The 20,854-nt window shown below is 77.1% G+C and carries 20 protein-coding genes and 1 pseudogene; 8 read left to right on the forward strand and 13 right to left on the reverse strand.

Annotated elements, in window-relative coordinates; translation table 11 throughout:
• Positions 1–210: 210 nt before the first annotated feature.
• A complete protein-coding gene (locus tag ACI78R_RS05310) occupies positions 211–1,236 on the reverse strand; it encodes a YlbL family protein (protein ID WP_457039887.1) in 1,026 nt (341 codons plus the stop codon).
• 103 nt (positions 1,237–1,339) lie between these two features.
• Between ACI78R_RS05310 and ACI78R_RS05315 the strand changes: the two genes are divergently transcribed.
• Complete coding sequence (locus ACI78R_RS05315) at positions 1,340–2,722, forward strand: zinc-dependent metalloprotease (protein ID WP_457039888.1); 1,383 nt, start codon at positions 1,340–1,342, stop codon at positions 2,720–2,722.
• 282 nt (positions 2,723–3,004) lie between these two features.
• Here the strand turns inward: ACI78R_RS05315 and ACI78R_RS05320 are convergent, their stop codons facing one another.
• Positions 3,005–3,589: a M48 metallopeptidase family protein gene (locus ACI78R_RS05320; RefSeq protein ID WP_457039889.1), complete on the reverse strand. Its 585-nt coding sequence runs from the start codon at positions 3,587–3,589 to the stop codon at positions 3,005–3,007.
• 372 nt (positions 3,590–3,961) lie between these two features.
• On the opposite strand from ACI78R_RS05320, the gene ACI78R_RS05325 reads away from it, so the two are divergent.
• The 3 genes from ACI78R_RS05325 to ACI78R_RS05335 all read left to right on the forward strand — a co-directional run bounded on the left by ACI78R_RS05325 (position 3,962) and on the right by ACI78R_RS05335 (position 6,650).
• Entirely contained in the window at positions 3,962–4,114 is a 153-nt protein-coding gene (locus ACI78R_RS05325; RefSeq protein ID WP_012950213.1) for a DUF5679 domain-containing protein, read from the forward strand.
• A 119-nt stretch (positions 4,115–4,233) separates the two neighbouring features.
• Entirely contained in the window at positions 4,234–5,331 is a 1,098-nt protein-coding gene (locus ACI78R_RS05330; RefSeq protein WP_073421614.1) for a ThiF family adenylyltransferase, read from the forward strand.
• Complete coding sequence (locus ACI78R_RS05335) at positions 5,328–6,650, forward strand: ABC1 kinase family protein (RefSeq protein ID WP_073421613.1); 1,323 nt, start codon at positions 5,328–5,330, stop codon at positions 6,648–6,650. Before ACI78R_RS05330 ends, ACI78R_RS05335 begins: the two co-directional genes overlap by 4 nt.
• Positions 6,651–6,759: 109 nt before the next feature.
• Here ACI78R_RS05335 and ACI78R_RS05340 read toward each other — a convergent pair whose 3' ends face one another.
• The 4 genes from ACI78R_RS05340 to ACI78R_RS05355 form a co-directional block, all read right to left on the reverse strand.
• Entirely contained in the window at positions 6,760–6,924 is a 165-nt protein-coding gene (locus ACI78R_RS05340) for a hypothetical protein (RefSeq protein WP_175562909.1), read from the reverse strand.
• Between the two features lie 74 nt (positions 6,925–6,998).
• Positions 6,999–7,241: a WhiB family transcriptional regulator gene (locus ACI78R_RS05345; RefSeq protein ID WP_281248093.1), complete on the reverse strand. Its 243-nt coding sequence runs from the start codon at positions 7,239–7,241 to the stop codon at positions 6,999–7,001.
• Positions 7,242–7,488: 247 nt separating this feature from the next.
• Positions 7,489–7,818: a hypothetical protein gene (locus tag ACI78R_RS05350; protein ID WP_073421612.1), complete on the reverse strand. Its 330-nt coding sequence runs from the start codon at positions 7,816–7,818 to the stop codon at positions 7,489–7,491.
• A gap of 192 nt (positions 7,819–8,010) precedes the next feature.
• Positions 8,011–10,050, reverse strand: coding sequence for an ATP-dependent helicase (locus tag ACI78R_RS05355; protein ID WP_073421611.1), 2,040 nt, complete (start codon positions 10,048–10,050; stop codon positions 8,011–8,013).
• A 181-nt stretch (positions 10,051–10,231) separates the two neighbouring features.
• Here ACI78R_RS05355 and ACI78R_RS05360 point away from each other — a divergent pair, with 181 nt between their 5' ends.
• From ACI78R_RS05360 to ACI78R_RS05370, 3 genes are all read left to right on the forward strand, one after another.
• Positions 10,232–10,495 (forward strand): mycoredoxin, encoded by a 264-nt coding sequence (locus tag ACI78R_RS05360; protein ID WP_217651293.1) that lies wholly within the window; start codon positions 10,232–10,234, stop codon positions 10,493–10,495.
• A 121-nt stretch (positions 10,496–10,616) separates the two neighbouring features.
• The gene (locus ACI78R_RS05365; RefSeq protein WP_083628820.1) at positions 10,617–11,234 is read left to right on the forward strand and encodes an ANTAR domain-containing protein; all 618 of its coding nucleotides are present in this window, start codon (positions 10,617–10,619) and stop codon (positions 11,232–11,234) included.
• 95 nt (positions 11,235–11,329) lie between these two features.
• Positions 11,330–11,881: a uridine kinase gene (locus ACI78R_RS05370; protein WP_457039890.1), complete on the forward strand. Its 552-nt coding sequence runs from the start codon at positions 11,330–11,332 to the stop codon at positions 11,879–11,881.
• On the opposite strand, the gene nudC is transcribed toward ACI78R_RS05370, so the two are convergent.
• The 7 genes and pseudogenes from nudC to ACI78R_RS05405 all read right to left on the reverse strand — a co-directional run bounded on the left by nudC (position 11,878) and on the right by ACI78R_RS05405 (position 19,816).
• Positions 11,878–12,828: an NAD(+) diphosphatase gene (nudC, locus tag ACI78R_RS05375; protein ID WP_457039891.1), complete on the reverse strand. Its 951-nt coding sequence runs from the start codon at positions 12,826–12,828 to the stop codon at positions 11,878–11,880. The two genes, ACI78R_RS05370 and nudC, sit on opposite strands and share 4 nt — an antisense overlap.
• Positions 12,825–14,201: a M16 family metallopeptidase gene (locus ACI78R_RS05380; protein WP_457039892.1), complete on the reverse strand. Its 1,377-nt coding sequence runs from the start codon at positions 14,199–14,201 to the stop codon at positions 12,825–12,827. Before ACI78R_RS05380 ends, nudC begins: the two co-directional genes overlap by 4 nt.
• Positions 14,198–15,469 carry a M16 family metallopeptidase gene (locus tag ACI78R_RS05385; protein ID WP_457039893.1) on the reverse strand — a complete coding sequence of 424 codons (1,272 nt, stop codon included), beginning with the start codon at positions 15,467–15,469 and terminating at the stop codon, positions 14,198–14,200. Before ACI78R_RS05385 ends, ACI78R_RS05380 begins: the two co-directional genes overlap by 4 nt.
• Positions 15,470–15,855: 386 nt before the next feature.
• Positions 15,856–16,752, reverse strand: coding sequence for a DUF2510 domain-containing protein (locus ACI78R_RS05390; protein ID WP_457039894.1), 897 nt, complete (start codon positions 16,750–16,752; stop codon positions 15,856–15,858).
• Between the two features lie 60 nt (positions 16,753–16,812).
• A complete protein-coding gene (locus ACI78R_RS05395) occupies positions 16,813–17,373 on the reverse strand; it encodes a hypothetical protein (RefSeq protein ID WP_457039900.1) in 561 nt (186 codons plus the stop codon).
• Between the two features lie 332 nt (positions 17,374–17,705).
• Positions 17,706–18,437 (reverse strand): annotated as a pseudogene (locus ACI78R_RS05400) (serine/threonine-protein kinase); the annotation flags it as partial.
• Positions 18,413–19,816 carry a M20/M25/M40 family metallo-hydrolase gene (locus ACI78R_RS05405; protein ID WP_457039895.1) on the reverse strand — a complete coding sequence of 468 codons (1,404 nt, stop codon included), beginning with the start codon at positions 19,814–19,816 and terminating at the stop codon, positions 18,413–18,415. The pseudogene ACI78R_RS05400 and the gene ACI78R_RS05405, both read right to left, overlap by 25 nt.
• A gap of 60 nt (positions 19,817–19,876) precedes the next feature.
• Here ACI78R_RS05405 and ACI78R_RS05410 point away from each other — a divergent pair, with 60 nt between their 5' ends.
• On the forward strand, positions 19,877–20,713 hold the full coding sequence (locus tag ACI78R_RS05410) for an alpha/beta fold hydrolase (RefSeq protein WP_336027763.1): 837 nt from the start codon (positions 19,877–19,879) through the stop codon (positions 20,711–20,713).
• Positions 20,714–20,854: the final 141 nt, after the last annotated feature.

The raw sequence follows: 20,854 nt of genomic DNA on the forward strand, positions 1-20,854 counted from the left end.
TGCAGGTGCGGCGGCACACCGGGAGGTGCGTCACCGCGGTGGGGCGACCGCGTGCGGTCGGACACGCGCCGCCACGACGGCGCGGACACCGGTCCGCCGGACGGTCCGGTGTCGCCCCGACCAACGTCCGGCGCGGCACCGGGTTCCCCGGCGGGGCCCGTGCTGGCCGACAGCATCCCCCACGCGGGGCGTCCCGTGCCGGGGGCCGGGTCAGCAGCCCTGCGGCGTGCGCCCGGCGCGGACGTCCTCGAGGGCGGTGAGCGCGTCGTCGAGCGTCGCCACCCGCGCCAGGGTCAGGTCGGCGGCCGGGGAGCCGAGTGCGTCGGCGCAGTTGTCGGCCGGCACGAGGAACAGCTCGGCACCGATCTCCTGCGCCGCGACCATCTTGAGCTGGATGCCGCCGATCGGGCCCACGGTGCCCTCGGCGTCGATCGTGCCGCTGCCGGCCACCACGGCGCCCTCGGTGAGGTCGGTGTCGCCGACGAGGTCGAGGATGCCGAGCGTGAGCATCAGGCCCGCCGAGGGGCCGCCGACGTCGGCCACGTCGATGTCGACGTCGAAGGGCGCCGAGGGCTGCTCGGTCACCAGCACGCCCAGCACCGAGCCCGCGCGCCCCTCGGCGGCCGCCGTCGTCAGGGTCGCCGTCCCGGGCTCGCCGAGGCGGGTGTAGCCCACCTCGACCTCGGCGCCCGGCGCGATGCCGCCGAGGACGGTGGTCAGCGTGGCCGAGTCCGGGGTGGCCTGACCGGCCACCGACTCGATCGCGTCGCCCTCCTCCAGCAGGCCGTCCGACGGCGAGTCGTCCCCGGACAACCCGCGGACGACGACCTTCACCGGGTAGCCGAGCTGACCGAGCGCCGCGGCCTCCGCCGACTCCTCCGAGGTGAGGAAGGCCTGCCGGTTGGCCTGCTCGATCTCCTCCTCGGTCTGGTCGGGCGGGTACACCGACTCCTCGGGGACGACGCTGATCTCGTCGTCGAACCAGCCGCGGACCGCCTCCACCAGGCTCAGGCCCGCGCGGCTGACACCGACGGTGGTGAGGTTCAGGTTGCCGCTGACCTCGTTGCGGTCGCGGCCCCGGACGCTGATCACGGGGTCGCCGTCGATGTCTCCGAGGGTGTTGAAGGTCGGTCCGGGCACCTGGGCCACGTAGGGCACCGGCAGCGCCGCCCCGAGCACCCCGGCCACCAGCAGCAGCACCACACCGACGGCGAGGACGGCGACGCGACGGGTCACGACCGGCCAGCCTAGGTGGTGTTGCCGGCGGCGTCCGCTGACGGCGGACAGCCGGGCCCCCGATCCGCCCGCGACGGCGTGATCACGCGTCTACCGTGGGGGCATGAGCGACGTGCCGTTCGGCTTCGGGCTCCCCGACCGGGACCCCGAGCGCCGCGACCAGCCCAGCCCGAACGACCCGTTCGGGTTCTCCGCGCTGTTCGGGGCCGGTGGCGCCGGCGGCACGCCCGAGGAGCTGCTGGGCAAGATGCCGCTGTTCGCCGAGCTGCAGAAGCTCATGAACTGGTCGGGCGGCCCGGTGAACTGGGACCTGGCCCGCCAGGGCGCCATCAGCGGGCTGGCCACCGGCACGCAGCCGACGTCGGAGGCCGAGCGCGCCGCCGTCACCGAGGCGCTGCGGCTGGCCGACCTGTGGCTGGACCAGGTGACCGACCTGCCCTCCGGCGTCGACCGCGCGGTGGCCTGGTCGCGCGTGGAGTGGGTGGAGCAGACGCTGCCGGCCTGGAGCCGGCTGATCGACCCGCTGGCCGAGAAGGTCGTCGCGGCGATGACCAGCGCGCTGCCGCAGGAGGCCATGGCGATGGCCGGGCCGCTGGCCGGGATAATGGGTCGGATGGGCGGGCTGATGTTCGGCGCCCAGGTCGGCCAGGCGATGGGCCGGCTGGCCGGCGAGGTGCTCACCGGCACCGAGGTGGGGCTGCCGCTGGCGCCGGCCGGGTCCGGGGTGCTGGTGCCGCAGAACGTCGCGGAGTTCGCCTCGGGTCTCGACCGCCCGGCCGACGAGGTGCGGCTGTTCCTCGCCCTGCGCGAGGCGGCGTCGCTGCGGCTGTTCGCGCACGTGCCGTGGCTGCGCCAGCAGCTGCACGACGCCGTCCACGCCTACGCGCGCGGCATCACCATCGACCGCGAGGCGATCGAGCGCGGGCTCAACGACGCGATGGGCTCGATGGGCGGCGGCTTCGACCCGTCGAACCCCGAGGCGATCCAGGAGCTCCTGGGCAGCGGCCTGCTCGAGCCGGAGGAGACGCCGGAGCAGCAGATGGCGCTGCGCCGGCTGGAGACCCTGCTCGCGCTCGTCGAGGGCTGGGTGGACGCCGTCGTCGCCGCGGCGGCCGGTGAGCGGCTGCCGGGCCACGGCGCGCTGGCCGAGACCATGCGCCGGCGGCGCGCCTCGGGCGGTCCGGCCGAGCAGACGTTCGCCACGCTCGTCGGGCTGCAGCTGCGCCCGCGCCGCCTGCGCGACGCCGCGACCGTGTGGGGCGCCATGTCCCAGCGGTACGGGTCGGCCGAGCGCGACCGGCTGTGGTCGCACCCCGACCTGCTGCCCACGTCCGACGACCTCGACGAGCCGCTGGACTTCGTGGCCCGCCAGGGCGTCGACGACGAGCTGCGCGCCCTGACCGAGGAGGCCGAGGCACAGGGCGGTGCGGCCGACGACACGGACGACCCGGCCGACGGTCAGGACGGGGACTCCCCCGCCCGCTGAGTCGACGAGTGGGGGCCGGAGGCCTCCGCGAGGAGGGCTCGCAGCGGCTCAGCGCGTCGATCGGCCTCGGTGCAGGGGCCCGCGCCGAACTCGCGAGGCGCGGGGGGCACCGAGGTCCTTCCGGGCACCTGGCCGCGGTGTCGGCCGGCAGGACGACGCTGCGCTCAGCGCCGTGAGGAGTGGGGGCCGGAGGCTCCCGCGATCGAGCGGCGGACTGGGCTCAGCGCACGCCGGGGACGGCACCTGGCCGCGGTGTGATCCGGAGGATCACGATGTCACGGCTCAGTCGACGAGGTCGTCGTCCCCGGCCGGGGCGACACCGTCGGCGCGGGCGGACTCCACGCCCTCGAGGAACCCGCGGGCCCGCTCGGCCTGCGGGTAGCGCGCCACCAGCGCCCAGAAGCGTGCGTCGTGCGCGGCCTCGAGCAGGTGCGCCAGCTCGTGGACGAGCACGTAGTCGACGACGTAGGCGGGCATCGTCCGCAGCCGGCTCGACAGCCGGATGCTCCCGTCGGCCGGGGTGCACGAGCCCCAGCGGCGCTGCTGGTTGTCCACCCACCGCACGCTGGCCGGGCGGGCGGCGCCGTCGAGGTGCGCCTCCGACAGGGCCCGTGCCCGGGCCATGAGGTCGTCGTCGCCGCCCATCGACCGGCGGCGGCGCTCCTCGCGGGTCTGCAGCTTGGCCACCATCTGCGCCACCCAGCGGCGCTCCTCCGCCGGCGTGAACGCGGCGGGGATGAGCACGACCGTGCGACCGGACTCGCGGTAGGCGGTCACCGTCCGGCGGCGCCGGGCGCTGCGGCGGACCTCGACCGGCCCGAGCGCGGAGGCCGGGTCGAGCGAGGAGTCGGGGGTCGTTCCGGGCACGGGAGGACCGTAGTTGCCCGCCCCTCCCCGACGCGCCCGGGGGAGCCACCCGCTCGGGTACGAGTCGCACGGACGGTGGACAGCCGGGCGCCCCGCCGGGCCACCCCCCGTCCACAGCTCCGGCAGCGGCGTCATCGCAGGTGACGGCGCCGTTCCCGAGGGTGAGGCCGGCCCCCTCCCCCGCCCCGTCCCCGGTCCGCGCACAGGGACACGCCGCCGGGTCCCCACACTGCCCACAGAGTTGTCCACAGGCTGTGGGGGACGGGGCCCTGCGGACCCCCTGCCGCGCCGGGTCGGACGGTGCCGTCCGGGTAGCGTTCCGCGACGAGGGCGCCCGGAGCGGGGGTCGAGCATCCGGAGGGGAGACGGACCGTGGCGGAGAGCTACAACGGCTACTGCGTGAAGTGCAAGGAGAAGCGGGACTTCGACGGCGAGGTCAAGGTCAGCGAGTCCGGCCGCCGGATGGCCCAGGGCACCTGCCCGGTCTGCGGCACCAAGATGAACCGGATCCTCGGCAAGGCCTGACCGGCCTCCCGGAAGCCGCTCCGCGACGGCGGCGCCCGCACGGCGGGCGCCGCCGTCGCCGTTGCCCGGCCTGTGGACAGCGCGGGCGGGTCGACGCCGGCCGCTGGCACCCTGCGCCGGTGCCCGACGCCCATCCCCTCCTGCCGCCCGGCACGCCGCTGCTGCACCGCGCCCCCGACGCCCTCCAGGTCGGCGGGGTCGACGGTCCCGGCGCGGTGCTCACCGGCACCGACCCCGCCGCCCTGAGCGGCCTCCTGCGCGGTCTCGACGGACGCCGCACCCGCCGCGCGGTCCTGGCCGACGCCGCCGCGGCCGGGCTGGACCCCGGCCCGGTCGGCGCGCTGCTGGACACCCTGCGCGACGCCGGCGCCCTGGCCGACCTCGATGCCGCCGACCTGCTGGCCTCCGACGCCGGGCCGGCCGCCGCCGCACGCACCACCGCCGAACTGACGGCCGCGCGGCCGGGCGCCGGGCGCTGGCGGGCCCGTCGGGCGGCGTCGGTCGTGGTCGACGGCGCCACGCGGGTCGGCGTGCCGCTCGCGGCGCTGCTGGCCGCCAGCGGCGTGGGCCGGACCGTCGTCGCGGACGACGGCGTGGTGACCGCCGCGGACGCCGTCGTCGGCGGGCTGGGAGCCGACGACGAGGGACGCCCGCGCGGGCCGGCCGCCGCCGACGCCGTGCGCCGCGCCGCGCCGCTCGCCGACCTGCGCCCGCTGCCGCCCGGCGTCTCCCCCGACCTGGTCGTCCTGTCGCGGCCGTGGTCGGCGTCGGACCCCCTGGTCGCCGGACTGCACGACGCGGGCGTGCCGCACCTGGTGGCCACGGTGCGCGGGACGACCGGCGTCGTCGGGCCGCTGGTGGTGCCCGCGGTGACCAGCTGCCTGCACTGCGCCGACCTGCACCGCCGCGACGCCGACCCGCGCTGGCCGCTGCTCGCCGCCCAGCTCGCCACGGGCACCGGTCCGGCCGGCGGGTCGACGCTCACCTGCTGGGCCACCGCCCTGGTCGCCGCCCAGCAGGTGCTGGCCTACCTCGACGGCAGCGGGAGCCCCGCGGCGCTGTCCGCCGCGCTGGAGCTGCGCCCGCCGGACCTGGTCCCCCGCCGCCGCCCCTGGCCGCCGCACCCGTCGTGCGGGTGTACCGGCCCCTCCATCGGGGACGAGATCGGCCGTCCCGTCAGCGGCGATGGCGCCCGTAAGGGGACAATGGCACGGTGAGCGACGACGCACGCGGGATCCCGAGCGGCTCGATCTCGCGCACCGCGCGCCTGGCCGCGCTGCCTCTCGGTGCCGCCGGTCGCGCCACGCTCGGGATCGGCAAGCGGCTGTCGGGGCAGTCGTCGGAGGCGGTCACCGCCGAGCTGCAACAGCGCACCGCCGAGCAGCTGTTCGCCGTCCTCGGCCAGCTCAAGGGCGGGGCGATGAAGCTCGGCCAGACGCTGTCGGTGTTCGAGGCCGCGGTGCCCGACGAGGTGGCCGCGCCCTACCGCCAGGCGCTGGTCAAGCTGCAGGAGGAGGCGCCGCCGATGCCGGTGCGGACCGTGCACGCGGTCCTCGCCCAGCAGCTCGGCGGCACCTGGCGCACGCGCTTCCGCGAGTTCGACGACCAGCCCGCCGCGGCGGCCAGCATCGGCCAGGTCCACCGGGCCACCTGGCGCGACGGCCGCGACGTCGCCGTGAAGATCCAGTACCCGGGCGCGGCCACCGCCCTGATGGCCGACCTCAACCAGCTCGCCCGCTTCGCCCGGCTGTTCGCCGCGGTGTTCCCGGGCATGGACGTCAAGCCGCTGATCGCCGAGCTGAAGGCCCGGGTGGTCGAGGAGCTCGACTACGGGCTCGAGGCCGACGCGCAGCGGCAGTTCTCCGCCGCCTACGCCGGCGACCCGGAGATCGTCGTCCCGCGGGTGGTGGCCAGCGCGCCGAAGGTCATCGTCTCCGAGTGGCTCGAAGGCGTCCCGCTCTCGCGCGTCATCGTCGACGGCACCCGCGAGCAGCGCGACCGGGCCGGCCACCTGATGGCCCAGCTGCACTTCTCCGCGCCGCACCGCGCCCGGCTGCTGCACGCCGACCCGCACCCGGGCAACTTCCGGCTCGTCGACGGCGACCGGCTCGGCGTCATCGACTTCGGCGCCACCGCCCGCCTGCCCGACGGGCTGCCCGAGCCGATCGGCCGGCTGGTGCGGTGGGCGCTGGAGGGCCGCGCCGAGGAGGTGCTGACCGACCTGCGCGCCGAGGGCTTCGTCCGGCCGGGGGTGCAGGTCGACGCCCAGGGCGTGCTCGACTACCTGCGGCCGATGCTCGAGCCCATCGAGCGGGAGACCTTCCGGTTCACCCGCGCGTGGATGCAGGAGCAGGCCGCCCGGCTCGCCGACCCGCGCAGCGACGCGAGCAAGCTCGGACGCCAGCTCAACCTGCCCCCGGCCTACCTGCTCATCCACCGGGTGACGGTCGGCTCGATCGGGGTGCTCTGCCAGCTCGACGCCGCCGCCGGCTACCGCAGCGTCCTCGAGGAGTGGCTGCCCGGCTTCCGCGGCTGAGTCCGCCCACCGCAGAAAGGCAGGAGGCCGGGTCCCCGACGCACCGGGAGCGTCGGGGACCCGGCCTCGTCCGGGAGGGGCACGGCGTGCCCCGGATGATCGCCGTCTCTCAGCGGACGGCGGCGCTGGCCCGCGCGGCACGCCGGCTGGCGTACTCCGCGCGCCGGGCCCACCGGCGCGCGGCCCGCAGGCGCCGGACGCGACCGGCGGTGTCGGCCTCCGCGCGCAGCTCGCTGAGCCGCGTGGTGGCCAGGTCGTACTCGTAGCTGTACATCGTGGGTCCTCGGTGCTCGTCGGGCGTCGGCGCCCGGTGGGAGTGCTCTCGCTGTTCGCTGTCGCCGTCCCCGCTCACGCGGCGACGACCTTGCGGGGACGGCCCCGCGGACGCTTGCGGGCGATCACGACGCCCCGCTCGAAGATCTCGCCGCCCCAGACGCCCCAGGGCTCGCCGCGGTCGAGCGCGCCCGCCAGGCAGGCGTCGCGGACCGGGCAGTCGCCGCACAGGACCTTGGCCTGCTCGAGGGCCGCGGGGCTCTCGGCGAACCACAGGTCCGGGTCGTCGCTCCCGCGGCATGGCAGGGGCCGCCGCACGGGGGCCGGGGCCAGGGGCGTGTGCGGCGTCCTCGGGGTGGCGCCACCGGTCCGGGGGAGCCCGGGTCGGCGGTGGGACGTCGGGCGGTCGATCGTCTGCTGCACTGCCGCTCCTCCTCGTACTCGTCGTCTCGCAGCCGGCGGGGGCCCGCCGACCGGGTGGTCGGGGCCGGGTGCCGCGAGGAAAGACGAAGGCCGCGGATCCCGGGGTTCGGGTTCCGCGGCCTCGAGGAGGACCGGTCGAGCGCTAGCTCTGCGGTCTCCCCGGGGAGTGGATCCCGAGGGTGGTGCTGTTGTCGATGTCGGTGCGGTGGCCGCCGAGGACGGTGGCGGCGGGCTGCTCGGTGCCGCGCGGGTCAGCGGGCAGACCGGTCCCCTGGAACGGGGCGGTGGGCGCAGCAACGGAGGTGCCGGTCAGGTCGAACGGCGTCATCGACCGGACGACGGCGTAGCGCGGACGGGCCCAGCGGACGTCGTCCACGAGGACGCCACCGGCGGCGCAGCCGGCCGGACGCACGTCGAGGCCGCCCGTTCCGGTGACCCCGGCGGGGGCGAGAGCGAAGCGCATGTCGATCATCGGAACCCCTCCTCCCGGGGTCGGAGCCGGCGGTCGGGCCGGTCTCGGTCTGGCGCGCCGGCGGGGTCCCCCGCGGCGCAGTCAGGACAGTAGGGAAGGCCACACGGGCGGCGCAACGCAATTAACGAGCGCGTCCCCGTGCCGGGGGACGCCACGCCGGAGGAGCGTGCGGTGGGCACGCTCCGTGACCGGCTACTCCCCGACGGTCGCGAGTACGTCCTCGCCGTAGAGGTCGAGCTTCCGGGCGCCGATGCCCGGCAGGCCCGCCAGCTCCTGGATGCTCGTCGGCCGCGCCTCGGCGATGGCCTGCAGCGTGGCGTCGGTGAAGACGACGTACGCCGGGACCGAGGCGGCCTGCGCGGTGCTGCTGCGCCAGGCGCGCAGCCGCTCGAACAGCTCCCCGGCCTCGCCCTCGAGGACGACCTTGGCCCTCTTCGGCTTCCGCTGGGGCGCCGGCGCGGTCGGCGAGGAGCCCGGGACCAGCCCGTCGAGGAACCGGCTGCGCGGGCGCGGGCGCTTGGCGCCGGGGTTGCGCACCAGCGACCACGACAGCGTCAGCTGCTCACGGGCACGGGTGACGGCGACGTAGAGCAGCCGCCGCTCCTCCTCCACCGCGTCGGGCCGCGACAGCGACTGCGAGATGGGCAGCACGCCGTCGACGAGGCCGACGACGAACACCGCGTCCCACTCCAGGCCCTTCGCCGCGTGCATCGAGGCCAGCGTGACGCCCTGGACCGTGGGCGCGTGCTGGGCGTCGGCCCGCTCGGCGAGGTGGGCGACGAAGCGCGGGAGGTCGGTGCTCGGGTCCTCGGCGACGAGGTCGACGGCGAGGTCGACCAGCGCGGCCAGCGACTGCCAGCGGTCGCGCGCTGCTCCCCCGGGCGGCGGCCGGTGCTCCACCCAGCCGGTGGAGGCCAGGACGTCGCGCACGGTGGGCACCAGCATCCCGGGGTCGCTGCCGCCGGCGGCTGCCCCGCGCAGCAGGACGACGGCCTCGCGCACCTCGGGTCGCTCGAAGAACCGCTCGCCGCCCTTGAGCACGTAGGGCACGCCGGCGTCGGCCAGCGCCGACTCGTACACCTGCGACTGGGCGTTGATGCGGAACAGCACCGCGATCTCCGACGCGGGCGTCCCGGCCTCGACCAGCGCGCGGCAGGCCTGCGCGACGGCGGCGGCCTCGGCGGGCTCGTCGGCGTGCTCGAAGAAGCGCGGCTCGGGGCCCTCGGCCCGCTGACCGAGCAGCTTGAGCCGGAAGATGCTCTTGCGCTCCGGCGCCTGCCCGATGAGCTTGTTGGCCAGCCCCACCACCTGCGGCGTCGAGCGGTAGTCGCGCTCGAGCTTGACCACCTCGGCGTCGGGATAGCGGTCGGCGAAGCCGAGCAGGTAGTCGGGGTCGGCGCCGGTGAACGAGTAGATGGTCTGGTTCGGGTCGCCGACGACGCACACCGACGCCCGGCCGCCGAGCCAGGCGTCGAGCAGCCGCTGCTGCAGCGGGTTGACGTCCTGGTACTCGTCGACGACGAAATGGCGGTACTGGGCGCGCACCTGCCGGGCGACGTCGGGGTGCTCCTCCAGCGCGAACGCGGTGACCAGCAGCAGGTCCTCGAAGTCGAGCATCCCGTCGCGCTGCTTGGCCGACTCGTAGGACGCGTAGACCCGCGCGACGGCGGCGGCGTCGAAGGGGGGCTCGCGGCCCGCGGCCTGGGCGCGCGCCGGGTAGTCCTCCGGCGTGGCCAGGGTGGTCTTGGCCCACTCGATCTCGCTGGCGAGGTCGCGCAGGCTGGTGCGGTCGGTGGTCAGCCGGGCGCGGGCGGCGGCGGTGGCGACCACCCGCAGCTTGTTCTCCACCAGCGCCGGCATCGGCCCGCCGAGCACGCGCGGGGCGAAGTAGCGCAGCTGCCGCATGGCGGCGGCGTGGAAGGTGCGTGCCTGCACCCCGCCGACGCCGAGGCCGGCCAGCCGGGAGCGCAGCTCGCCGGCGGCGCGGGCGGTGAAGGTGACGGCGAGGACCTGCTCGGGCACGAAGGCGCCGGCGTGCACGCCGTAGGCGATGCGGTGGGTGATGGTGCGGGTCTTGCCCGTGCCGGCGCCGGCGAGGATGCACACCGGCCCCTCCACGGCTGACGCGGCGGCGCGCTGCTCGTCGTCGAGTCCGGCGAGCACGGCCTCCGCCCCGGCGGACGGGGCGGCGGAGGGGGCGGCGGACCCGGGCAGGTCGGCGGTCCGCGGCATGCGGTCGTACTCCTCGGGGGGACGGGACGGGACGTGCGGCTCCGAGTCTCCCAGCCCCCGCCGACATCCGGCCGGGACACCCCGCGCCTGTGGAGGGAAGGTCCGGCGGCCCCCGGGCGTTCACGTACGGCGGGACGCCCCGCGTCCCGGACCGATCGACCGCTCCCTGGGAGGACCCCGAGTGACTGCCGCACCCGCCGCCGTGACGATGTACACCACCACCTGGTGCGGGTACTGCGTGCGGCTGAAGAAGCTGATGCAGCGCGAGGGCATCCAGTACGCCGAGGTCGACATCGAGCGCGACCCCGCGGCGGCCGACGTCGTCATGCAGGCCAACGGCGGCAACCGCACCGTCCCGACGCTCGTGTTCGCCGACGGCAGCGCGCTGACCAACCCGAGCATCGACCAGGTGAGGTCCCAGCTCGCCTCCCAGCCCGGCGCCTGACCGGCGGGTGCTGCGCGGTCCGCGACCCCCGGCGGTGCATCATCTGCCCCGGCGGGTCGCGACCGTGACCGCCGCCGGAGCCCCGGCCAGCCGGCCGGTCACCCCCACGGGAGCCACTGACGTGACCTCGGACGCCGTGCCCTCCCCCGAGATCCCGACGTCCGCCGGGGACGGCCCGTCGGTGGTCGTCGCCCGCACCGGCGGCGGCTGGCGCGTGCTCGCGCCCGGCCGCGCCCAGGACGTCGGCGACCTGCTCGAGGGGATGTCGCTGGCCGACCTGGTGGCCGAGGAGCTGGGCGGCGCCACCGACCCCGACCGCACGGCCCGCCGCGCGGCCCGCGGCAACGGGGACGCCGCGCCGGACACCGACCCCCGCGACGCGCGGATCGCCGCGCTGGAGCGGACCGTCGCCCAGCTCGAGCACGCCCTCGCCGCCCGGGTCGCCACCGAGCGGGCCATCGGCGTCCTCGCCGAGCGGCACGCCACCGCCCCGCGCACCGCCTTCGAGGTGCTGCGCGGTCAGGCCCGCTCGCTCGGGCGCCCGGTGCACGAGCTCGCCCGCGAGGTGATGGCGACCCTCGACCGGCTCGCCGAGCCGACGACGCCCGCCGTCCCGGCTGCCCCGGCCGCCGAGCCCGTGCCCGTGCTGCCGCCGGTCCCCCGTCGCCCGCCGGGCCGGCGGGTCGAGCGCGGCGCGCACCGACCCGGCCCCGTGGTCCCGGCGGACGGCCGCCCCTGAGCGGTCCGGAGCCGCTGACCCCGGGCGCGCTGGCCGACCGGCTGGCCGCCCTCCTCGCCGACGCCGACCCCGAGCCGGGCGCCGCCGCGCTGCGCGTGGCCGTCGACGGCCCCGACGTCGCCGGTCCCGAGACGCTCGCGCGGGCGGTCGCCGAGCGGCTGCCCCCGCTGGGCCGCCCCGCCGTCGTCGTGCCCGCCGCCGGGTTCCTCCGGCCGGCGTCGCTGCGGCTCGAGCACGGCCGCACCGACCCCGACGCGCGCTACACCGACTGGCTCGACGCCCGGGCGCTGGCCCGCGAGGTGCTCGACCGGGTGGGTCCCGGCGGCCCCGCCGAGTACCTGCCGGTGCTGTGGGACGTCGCGCGGGACCGCGCGGCGCGGGCCGGCTACGAGCCGATGCCCCCGCGCGGGGTGCTGCTCGTGCCGGGCCCGCTGCTGCAGGGCGTCGGGCTGGCGTTCGACGTCGTCGTCCACCTGCGGGTCGCCTCGGCCGCCCGCCGCCGGCGGTTCCCGGCGGAGCAGGCGTGGGAGCTGCCGGCCTTCGACCGCTACGACGACGAGGTGGACCCCGCCGCCCTGGCCGACGCCGTGGTGCTCGCCGACCGGCCGGAGCACCCGGCGCTGGTGCTCCAGGGACGCTTCGGCTAGATCTCGCCGTCCACCCAGCGGTCGATGAGGTGCCGGGCGATCGAGACCGGCGGCGGCAGCGCGGCGGGGCCGGCGCCGGAGGCCAGCTCGTCGCGGGTCCACCAGCGGGCCTCCTCGATCTCCGTGGGGTCGAGGGTCAGCTCGAGGTCGCCGACCGCGCGGGCGACGAAGCCGAGCATCAGCGACTGCGGGAACGGCCAGGGCTGGCTGCTGACGTAGCGGACGTCGGTGACGGTGAGCCCGACCTCCTCGGCCACCTCGCGGGCGACCGCGCCCTCCGCGGACTCCCCCGGCTCGACGAACCCGGCGAGCACCGAGAACCGCCCGGGCGGCCAGACCGCCTGGCGGCCCAGCACGCACCGGTCGCCGCCGTCGTGGACGAGCATGATCACGGCCGGGTCGGTGCGCGGGAACAACTCGACGCCGGTCTCGGGGTCGCGCTGCACCCAGCCGGCCCGCTCGATCGTCGTCGCCGCGCCCGACACGGGGCTGAACCGGGCGCGCTCGTGCCACTCGAGGATGCCGATGGCCTCGGCGAGCAGGCCGGCGTCGAGGTCGCCCAGGTCGGTGCCGAGCTCGCGCAGCCCCGACCAGGCGTCGACCGGCCGGCCGTTGACGGTGAGCGCCCGCTCCCCGCGGACGGCGGCGTAGGGCACGCCGTCGGCCTCGCCGAGGTAGACCGCGCCGACCGGGAGGGTGGGCTGCTCGTCCCAGACCAGCGCGGGGCCGTCGGGGCCCTCGGCCACGGGGACGGCACGGCGCCCGTCGACGGTGAGCACCCGCACCGGCCGCCCGCGGGTGGGGTCGGGCAGCGAGCGGCCGAGGTGGTCGCGGTCGTGCGCCGAGCGCGACAGCACCGGCACGACGCCGGTGGTGCGCGGCGTGCCGGACGGCCAGTTCCCGCGGGTGACGTCCTCGGGCGTGCTGCCGCCCGGCGGGACGCTCACGCCGGGTCCGCCGCGGCGGCGCTCGCGGTGACGTCGACCGGGCCGAGTGCCCGGAGCCCCTCGGTGACCCGCTCGGCGTCGCCGACGACGACGCCGGTCAGCGCCGCCGGGGCGAGGTACCGGCGGGACGCATCCTGCACCTGCTCGACGGTGACCTCGGCCAGCGCCCGCTGGTGCTCGGTCAGCCACTCCGCCGACAGGCCCGACCCGGCCAGCGCCGACAGCGTGCTGGCCAGCCCGGCGTGGGTGGCGGTGGACAGCGCCATCGAGCCGAGGACGTAGCGGCGGGCGGCGTCGAGCTCGGCCTCGGTGACCGGCGCGAGCGCCATCCGGCCGAGCTCGGCCCACGTCTCGACGAACGCCGCTCCCGTGACCTCGGTGGCGACGTCGGCCTCGACGAGGAACGAGGAGGCCGCGGCCAGGTGGTCGACGGCGCTGCGCGGGCTGTAGGAGTAGCCGCGGCGCTCGCGGATGTTCTCGACCAGCCGCGAGGAGAAGTAGCCGCCGAAGACCATGCTGGCCAGCCGGACCGCGGGCAGGTCGGGGTCGGTGCGCCCGGGCGCGGGGCCGCCGAGGCGGATGTTGGACTGCACCGCGCCGGGCCGGTCGACCACCTCGAGGTGTCCGGGGGCGAGCGCCGGCGCGGGCGGGGCGCCGGCGGCGGAGCCCTCGCCGGTCCACTCCCCCAGCGCCGCGGCGACGGCGTCGGTGGCCGCGGCGGCGTCCAGGTCACCGACGAGGACCAGCGTGCTGCCGGCGGGCAGGACCCGCTCGCGGTGCAGCTTGCGCAGCGCCGGGGCGCCGACCTTGCCGACGAGCTCGGGCGCGGGCAGCTGCGCGGCGTAGGGGTGGGTGCCGTAGCGGCGGGCGGCCAGGGCGGACCGGGCGATGACGCCGGGCTGGGACTTCGCGATGGCGATCCGCTCGGCGACCCGGTCGCGCTCGCCCTCGACCTGGTCGGCCGGGTAGGCGGCGCCGGTCAGCACCTCGGCCAGCAGCTCGAGCACCGGCGTCAGGCCCTCGCTGAGCAGGGTGGTGGAGAACAGCAGCCGGTCGGGGTCGGCGGCGACCGTCAGCTCGGCGCCGTGGCCCTGCAGCGCCTCGGCGAGGCCGGTGGCGTCCCGCCGGGTGGTGCCGAGCAGGACGGCGCCGGAGAGCACCGAGGCGCGGGCGGTGTGCTGGGCGGCGCCGCGCGGCGTGGTGGCCGCGAAGGGCACCCGCAGCCGCAGCTCGACCAGCGGGACGCCGGGCCGCGGCACGGCGACGACGGTCAGGCCGCTGGGCAGTGTCGTCGTCGTGCCCTCGGGGACCGGGTGCGGGCGCGGCTCGCCCAGCGGCGGGACGAGGTCGAGGTCGAGGACCGGCGCGCTCATCGGGTGCCTCCGGTGGCCTTCAGCTCGAGGATCGCGGCGGTGCCGGGGTCGAGGCCCCGCGCGGCGGTCTGCACCTGGTCGGGGGTGACGGCGGCGAGCCGGGCGGCGACCTCGCCGGCCAGCTCGGCGCGGCCGTGCACCAGCTCGGCGCCGGCGAAGGCCAGCGTGCGGCCGAGCACCGAGTCGGCCTGGCGCAGCAGCTGCGCGCCGGTGCGGGCCTGCACCCGGGCCAGCTCCTCGGCGCTCACGCCCTCGGTGGCCACGCGGCCGATCTCCTCGTGCACGGCGCCGAGCACGTCGTCGACCCCGACGGCAGCCGGGTGGTGCACCTGGGTGGTGAGGAGGGTGGCGTCGCGGACGTCGAACGGGTCGCCGAACAGGCCGACGTAGCTGCTCTGGGCGACGGCGAGGCGGTCGTCGTGCACGAGCCGGCGCTCGAGGCGGGAGGCGTCGCCCTCGCTGAGCAGCTCGGCGAGCAGGACGGTGCCGAGGTAGGTGTCGAGGTCGCCGACCGGGTCGGGCACCCGCCAGCCGAGGGCGACGGCGGGTGCGGGGGCCAGCCGGTCCTCGACGACGTCGCGGCGCACCGTCGTCGGCGAGGGCTCGCCGGTGGGCGGGGTCGGCGGGACCTCGCGGGCCTCGACCGGGCCGAACCAGCGGCGCACCAGGCGCTCGGTCTCGGCGACGTCGAGGTCGCCGCCGATGCACAGCACCGCGTTGCCGGGGGCGTAGTAGCGGGAGAAGAAGTCGGTGGCGTCGTCGACGGTGGAGCTCTCCAGGTCGACGAAGGAGCCGTAGCCGTCGTGGGTGTTGGCGAAGCTCTCGAACGCGATCTGCGGCAGCTGCAGCCAGGGGAAGGCGCCGTAGGGGCGGTTGAGGACGTTGACCCGGATCTCCTCCTTCACCACGTCGATCTGGTTGCGGAGGTTCTCCTCGGTGATGGCCGGGGCGGCCATGCGGTCGGCCTCGAGGAACAGCGCGCGCTCGAGCGCCTCGGCCGGCAGCGCCTCGTAGTAGTTCGTGTAGTCCTGGTGGGTGGAGCCGTTGAACGTGCCGCCGGCGGCCTGCACCAGGCGGGCGTGCTCCATCTTCGGCACGTGCGCCGAGCCCTGGAACATCATGTGCTCGAAGAGGTGGGCGAACCCGGTGCGGCCCTCCGGCTCGTTGCGCATGCCCACGTCGTAGAAGACGGTCACGGCGACGACCGGCACGCTGCGGTCGGGTGCGAGGACGACCCGCAGCCCGTTGTCGAGCGAGAAGCGTTCCACCGGGTGCCGCAAGGTCAGATCGGCCCCTACTGCTGTCACGGACCGACCCTAACCACGCGGGCGCCGGGGCCGCCGGGCGGCCGACGAGCGGGGCCCGGAGGGTCCCCGAGGAGGCCACGACCGCAGCCGTGTCCCAGCGCCGGGAACGGGACGGGCTGCGGGCCCGAGGTGAGCCGCCCCGCGAGGGCCGCGCCCGGGGACGGGCCCAGAGGGTCCTCACCGGGTGCGGCGGAGCGGCTCAGCGCATCAGGGGGACGGCACCTGGCCGCGGTGCAGGGCCAGCGACGAGCGGGGCCCGGAGGGCTCCCGAGGAGCGCAGCGGCCGCAGGGCTCAGCGCAGCAGGGGAACGGCACCTGGCCGCGGTGCGGTCCGGAGGACCGCCATGTCACAGCACGTCGATGTCGCCCACGACGCGGTCGATGACGCCGTAGAGCTCGGCGTGGGTGTTGGGGATGGAGACGTAGAGCAGCGCGGGGTCGGCGCGGCCCACGTCGATGACGAGCAGCGCGGCCCGCTCACCGGTGGAGTCGTAGCCCTCGACGTCCCAGCTGAGCTGGAACTCGATCAGGTGGGCGTTGCGGCCGTCGACGGTGAGGGCCTCGTCGCGCAGGATCTCGCGCTCGTTCGGGTACGGGTAGTACAGGGTCCGGACGCTGTCGGCCAGCGCCGTGACGGTGGCCTGCTCGCTGCCCGGGCCGGTCCACCCGTAGCCGTCGGCGACGGGGCCGGAGGTGCACTGGGCGATGAAGATCCCCCCGGAGGGGACCCCCTCCTGGGTGGTGAAGTACTGGCCGGCGATGGTCCGCGTCTCGGCCATGTCCCCCAAGTTGTACTCGAACCAGCCGTTGCCGAGGAACGGGTAGGAGATGCCCGCCTCCTCGTCGACGATCCGCACCGTGCCGGGCGGGAACTCCGTGCCCGAGGGGCCGGCCGGCACCGGCGGGTCGTCGGCGACGGCGCGGCCACCCCCGCCCCCGGACAGCCCCACGACGAGCGCCACGACCACGACGGCGACGACGGCGAGCACGGAGCCGGCCACCCACCACGCCGTGCGCGGACGGCGGGCGGGCGGCGGCGGGACGTCGTCCCACTGGCCCGCGCCCCAGCCGGCCTGCGGGCGCGGCGCCGGGGCCACCGGCGGCGTCTGCACGGCGACGCCGGGGCCGGCCGGCGTCGTCACGTCCGACCAGCTCTCCCCGTTCCACCAGCGCACCATCCCGGGCGCCCCGTCGGGGTCGGGGTACCACCCCGCGGGCGCGGTCGTCAGCCCAGGTCCGGTCACGGGGGTCAGGGTAGGACGGCGACGCCGCCGGTCAGGGCTCCCGCGGCGCGACGTGCCCCATCAGTAGCCGCGGTCGGCGTCGTCCCACCAGCCGCGCAGGTCGTAGAGCCCCGAGGCGCCGCCGCCGCGCTGCTCGGCGATGCCGTAGGTGCCCAGGTCGTCCCAGGCCCAGGCGAGCACCGCGTCGCCGTCGCCGTCGACCCAGCAGGCGACCCGGCCGACCTCGGCGTCGTCGTCGTCCAGGACGGGGAACCAGCCGGAGGGGCCGGGCTGGCCGTCGAGCTCCTGGCCGCAGTCGTAGCGCTCGTCGAGCTGCTCGAGGCCCTCCCGCTCGATGTCGGCGGCGAGGGCCCGCGCGGCGCCGTCGCCGTCGTGCGCGCGGACGGTGCTCGTGGTGACCCCGGCCTCGTCGTCGGCCGGGCAGGTGACCTCGCGGAGGACGCCGTCGGCGGGGTCGGCGCCGGTGCAGTCGCCGATCGCGACGCCGGCCGGCAGGGCGGCGGCGACCAGCCGCTCCCCCGCGCCGGCCGCCGCGTCGCCGGCGTCGTCGGACCGCAGCGCGACCACGACGAGCGCGACGGCGAGGGCCAGGGCGACCAGCCCGGCCAGGGCGGCGACCACCCACGGCAGCCGCGGTGCCCGGGCGGGCGCGGGGCCGGCGGGCGGGCGCGGCCCGACGGTGGTCGGCGGCGCGGGCGGGCGGTGCCCTGCTCGCGGGTGACCGCCCGGCCCGGGACGCCGCCCGCGGCCGGACCCACGGCGGTGCCGGCGTCGGCCGGGACGGGGACGCCGCTCTGGGCGAGCGCCGCCCGCGCGGCGGCGGCCATGGCGCCGGCGGTGGGCCAGCGCTGGTCGCGGTCCTTGGCCAGGCCGCGGAGCACGACGCCGTCGAGGGCGGGCGGGATGCCGGGCGCCAGGGCCGACGGCGGGGGCGGCGGCTCGTGCATGTGCGCGGCCATGAGCGCCACCGGCTCGGCGGCCGGGAACACCCGGCGGCCGGTGAGCGCCTCGAAGAGCACGCAGGCGAGGGAGTAGACGTCGGCGCGGGCGTCCAGCGTCGCGCTGCTGAACCGCTCCGGCGCCATGTACTCGGTGCTGCCGACGGCGGTGCCGGTGCTGGTCAGCGCGGGGCCGGCGCCCTCGGTGGTGCGGGCGATGCCGAAGTCGGCGAGGTAGCAGAAGTCCTCGCCGGGGGCCGAGCGCAGCAGGTCCCCGCCGTCGCCGCGGCCGACGAGCAGCACGTTGGACGGCTTGACGTCGCGGTGCACCAGTCCGCCGGCGTGCGCGGCGTCGAGCGCGCGGGCCACCTGCCCGACGACGTCGACCGCGCGGGCCGGGGCGAGCCGCCCGCCGCGGCGGAGGAGGGAGGCGAGGTCCTCCCCCTCGACCAGCCGCATGTCGAGGAAGAGCTGGCCGTCGATCTCCCCGAAGCGGTGGATGGGGATGACGTGCGGCTCGTTGAGCCGGGCGGCGATGCGCGCCTCGCGGCGGAAGCGCTCGCGGTAGCCCTCGTCGGCCGCCCACGCCGGGTGCAGCACCTTGAGGGCGACGTCGCGCTCGTGCTCGTCGTCGTGGGCGCGCAGCACCGCGCCCATCCCGCCGCGGCCGAGCTCGCCGAGGACGCGGTAGGGCCCGAAGCGGCCGCCGACCTCGGGAGCGGTCACCGCGCCGCCAGCTCGCGCCACAGGTGGGCCGCCGCCTCCGCGCCGCGGTGCAGCATCGGCAGCAGGACGCGCTCGTTGGGCGAGTGGATGCGGTCGGTGGGCAGCCCCACGCCGAGGAAGAGCAGCGGCGCGCCGAGCTCGCCGGCGATCGCCGCCTCGGGGCCGCTGCCGCCCTCCCGGGTGAGCAGCACGTCCTCCGGCGCGGTGTCGAAGGCCTGGCCGATGGCGGCCAGGAGCGCGTCCATGTGCGGGGAGTCCAGGTCGCTGGCGCACGGCGCGACGCCGCCGGGCGGGGCGTGCACCTCGGCCTCGATGCCCTCGGGGACGTTGGCCTCCACCCAGGCGCGCACCATCGGCCCGATCTCGCCCGGCCGCTGGTCGGAGACCAGCCGGAAGGTCACCTTGGCGTGCGCCTCGGCCGGGATGATCGTCTTGTGGCCGGGGCCGGTGTAGCCGCCCCACATGCCGTTGACCTCGGCGGTCGGGCGGGCGCCGGTGCGCTCCAGGGTGCTGAAGCCGGCCTCGCCGGAGGTGGCGCGCGAGGCGGCCGGTCCGGCGAGCCAGGCCTGCTCGTCGAAGGGCACCCGCGCCATGAGCTCGCGCTCGCGGTCCGACAGCGGGCGCACCGCGTCGTAGAAGCCGGGGAGCGTGACCCGCCCCTGGTCGTCGTGCAGCTTCGCGATCAGCTCCGCCATGGCGTGCAGCGGGTTGGGCACCGCGCCGCCGAACGAGCCGGAGTGCAGGTCGACGGCGGGGCCGCGCAGCGTGATCTCGGCGTCGGCCAGCCCGCGCATGGCGGTGACCGCGCTGGGCACGTCGGGCGCGGCCATGCCGGTGTCGCTCACGACGACGACGTCGCAGTCCAGCCGGTCCCGCCGCTCCCGGAGCAGCGCCTCGAAGTGCGGTGAGCCGGACTCCTCCTCGCCCTCGACGAGCACCTTGACCGTGACGGCGGGGGTGTCGCGGCCGGTCGCGGCGAGGTGGGCCCGCAGCCCGAGCAGGTGCACGACCAGCACGCCCTTGTCGTCGCTCGCGCCGCGGCCGTGCAGCTCCGGGCCGTCGGGGCCCTCGACGCGGGTCGGCTCGAACGGCGGGTGCTCCCACAGCTCCAGCGGGTCGACCGGCTGGACGTCGTGGTGGCCGTAGACGAGCGCGACCGGGGCGCCGGCGTCGGCGCTGGGCCACTCGGCGTACACGGCGGGCGCGCCGGCGGTCGGCCAGATCTCGACGGTCGGGAAGCCGGTCCGGCGCAGCGCGTCGGCCAGCCACTCGGCGCTGGCGGCGACGTCGGGGGCGTGCGCCGGGTCGGCCGAGATGGACGGGATGCGCACCCAGGCGTCGAGGTCGGCGTGCAGGTCGTCGAGGTGGGCCTGCACGAAGTCGCGTTCCGGGCTCGTCACGGTCGCCGACGGTAGCGGCGTCGACGGGCGCCGTCCGCCCCGGCCACTAGGTTCGGGGACATGGCCGGAGAGCTGCTGCGGGTGGACGTGGGCGACCTGACCTTCGACGTGCGGGCCGACGGCCCCGAGGACGGGCGGCCGGTGGTGCTGCTGCACGGCTTCCCGGAGACCTCGGCGTCGTGGGCGGCGGTGACCCCGCGGCTCGCCGAGGCGGGGCTGCGCACCTACGCCGTCGACCAGCTCGGCTACTCCCCCGGCGCTCGCCCGCAGGAGGTGGAGGCGTACGCGCTGACCAACCTCGCGCAGGTCACCGCCGACCTGATGACCGCGATGGAGGTGCCGGTCGCCGACGTCGTCGGGCACGACTGGGGCGCCAACGCCGCCTGGGCGCTGGCCGCCTGGCACGCCGACCGGGTGCGCTCGCTGACCGCCGTCTCGGTCCCGCACCCCACCGCGTTCACCGCCGCGTACCGCAGCGACCCGGAGCAGAAGGAGCGCTCGGCCTACATCCGGCTGTTCTGGCAGGAGGGCAAGGCCGAGGAGGTGCTGCTGGCCGACGACGCGCGGCGGCTGCGGCGGATGTTCGGCGACGTCGTCGACCGCGAGACCGTCGACGAGTACGTGGCCGTGCTGTCGGCGCCGGGCGCGCTGACCGCGGCGCTCAACTGGTACCGGGCGATGAGCTCGCAGACGCCGGTGGACGACGTGACCGTGCCGACGACGTTCGTGTGGAGCGACGCCGACATCGCGATCGGCCGCATCGCCGCGGAGGGCTGCGGCGAGTACGTGGCCGGCGACTACCGCTTCGTGCAGCTGCCCGGCGTGAGCCACTGGATCCCCGAGGAGGCGCCGGACCAGCTGGCCGCGGCGATCCTCGACCGGATCGCCTCCACCTGACCTGACCTGACCGGCCGTCCTCGCCGTGGGGGGGGGGGGGGGGGGGGGGGGGGGGGGGGGGGGGGGGGGGGGGGGGGGGGGGGGGGGGGGGGGGGGGGGGGGGGGGGGGGGGGGGGGGGGGGGGGGGGGGGGTGGGGGGGG

The sequence above is a fragment of the Geodermatophilus sp. SYSU D01106 genome (genome assembly GCF_054049995.1).

What these genes read in the sequence shown, in the direction of transcription:
- ACI78R_RS05315 (WP_457039888.1), top strand. Translation starts at nt 1,340, where the DNA reads ATGAGCGACGTGCCGTTCGGCTTCGGGCTCCCCGACCGGGACCCCGAG.
- ACI78R_RS05340 (WP_175562909.1), bottom strand. Translation starts at nt 6,924, where the DNA reads ATGTACAGCTACGAGTACGACCTGGCCACCACGCGGCTCAGCGAGCTG.
- ACI78R_RS05350 (WP_073421612.1), bottom strand. Translation starts at nt 7,818, where the DNA reads ATGATCGACATGCGCTTCGCTCTCGCCCCCGCCGGGGTCACCGGAACG.
- ACI78R_RS05355 (WP_073421611.1), bottom strand. Translation starts at nt 10,050, where the DNA reads ATGCCGCGGACCGCCGACCTGCCCGGGTCCGCCGCCCCCTCCGCCGCC.
- ACI78R_RS05380 (WP_457039892.1), bottom strand. Translation starts at nt 14,201, where the DNA reads ATGAGCGCGCCGGTCCTCGACCTCGACCTCGTCCCGCCGCTGGGCGAG.
- ACI78R_RS05410 (WP_336027763.1), top strand. Translation starts at nt 19,877, where the DNA reads ATGGCCGGAGAGCTGCTGCGGGTGGACGTGGGCGACCTGACCTTCGAC.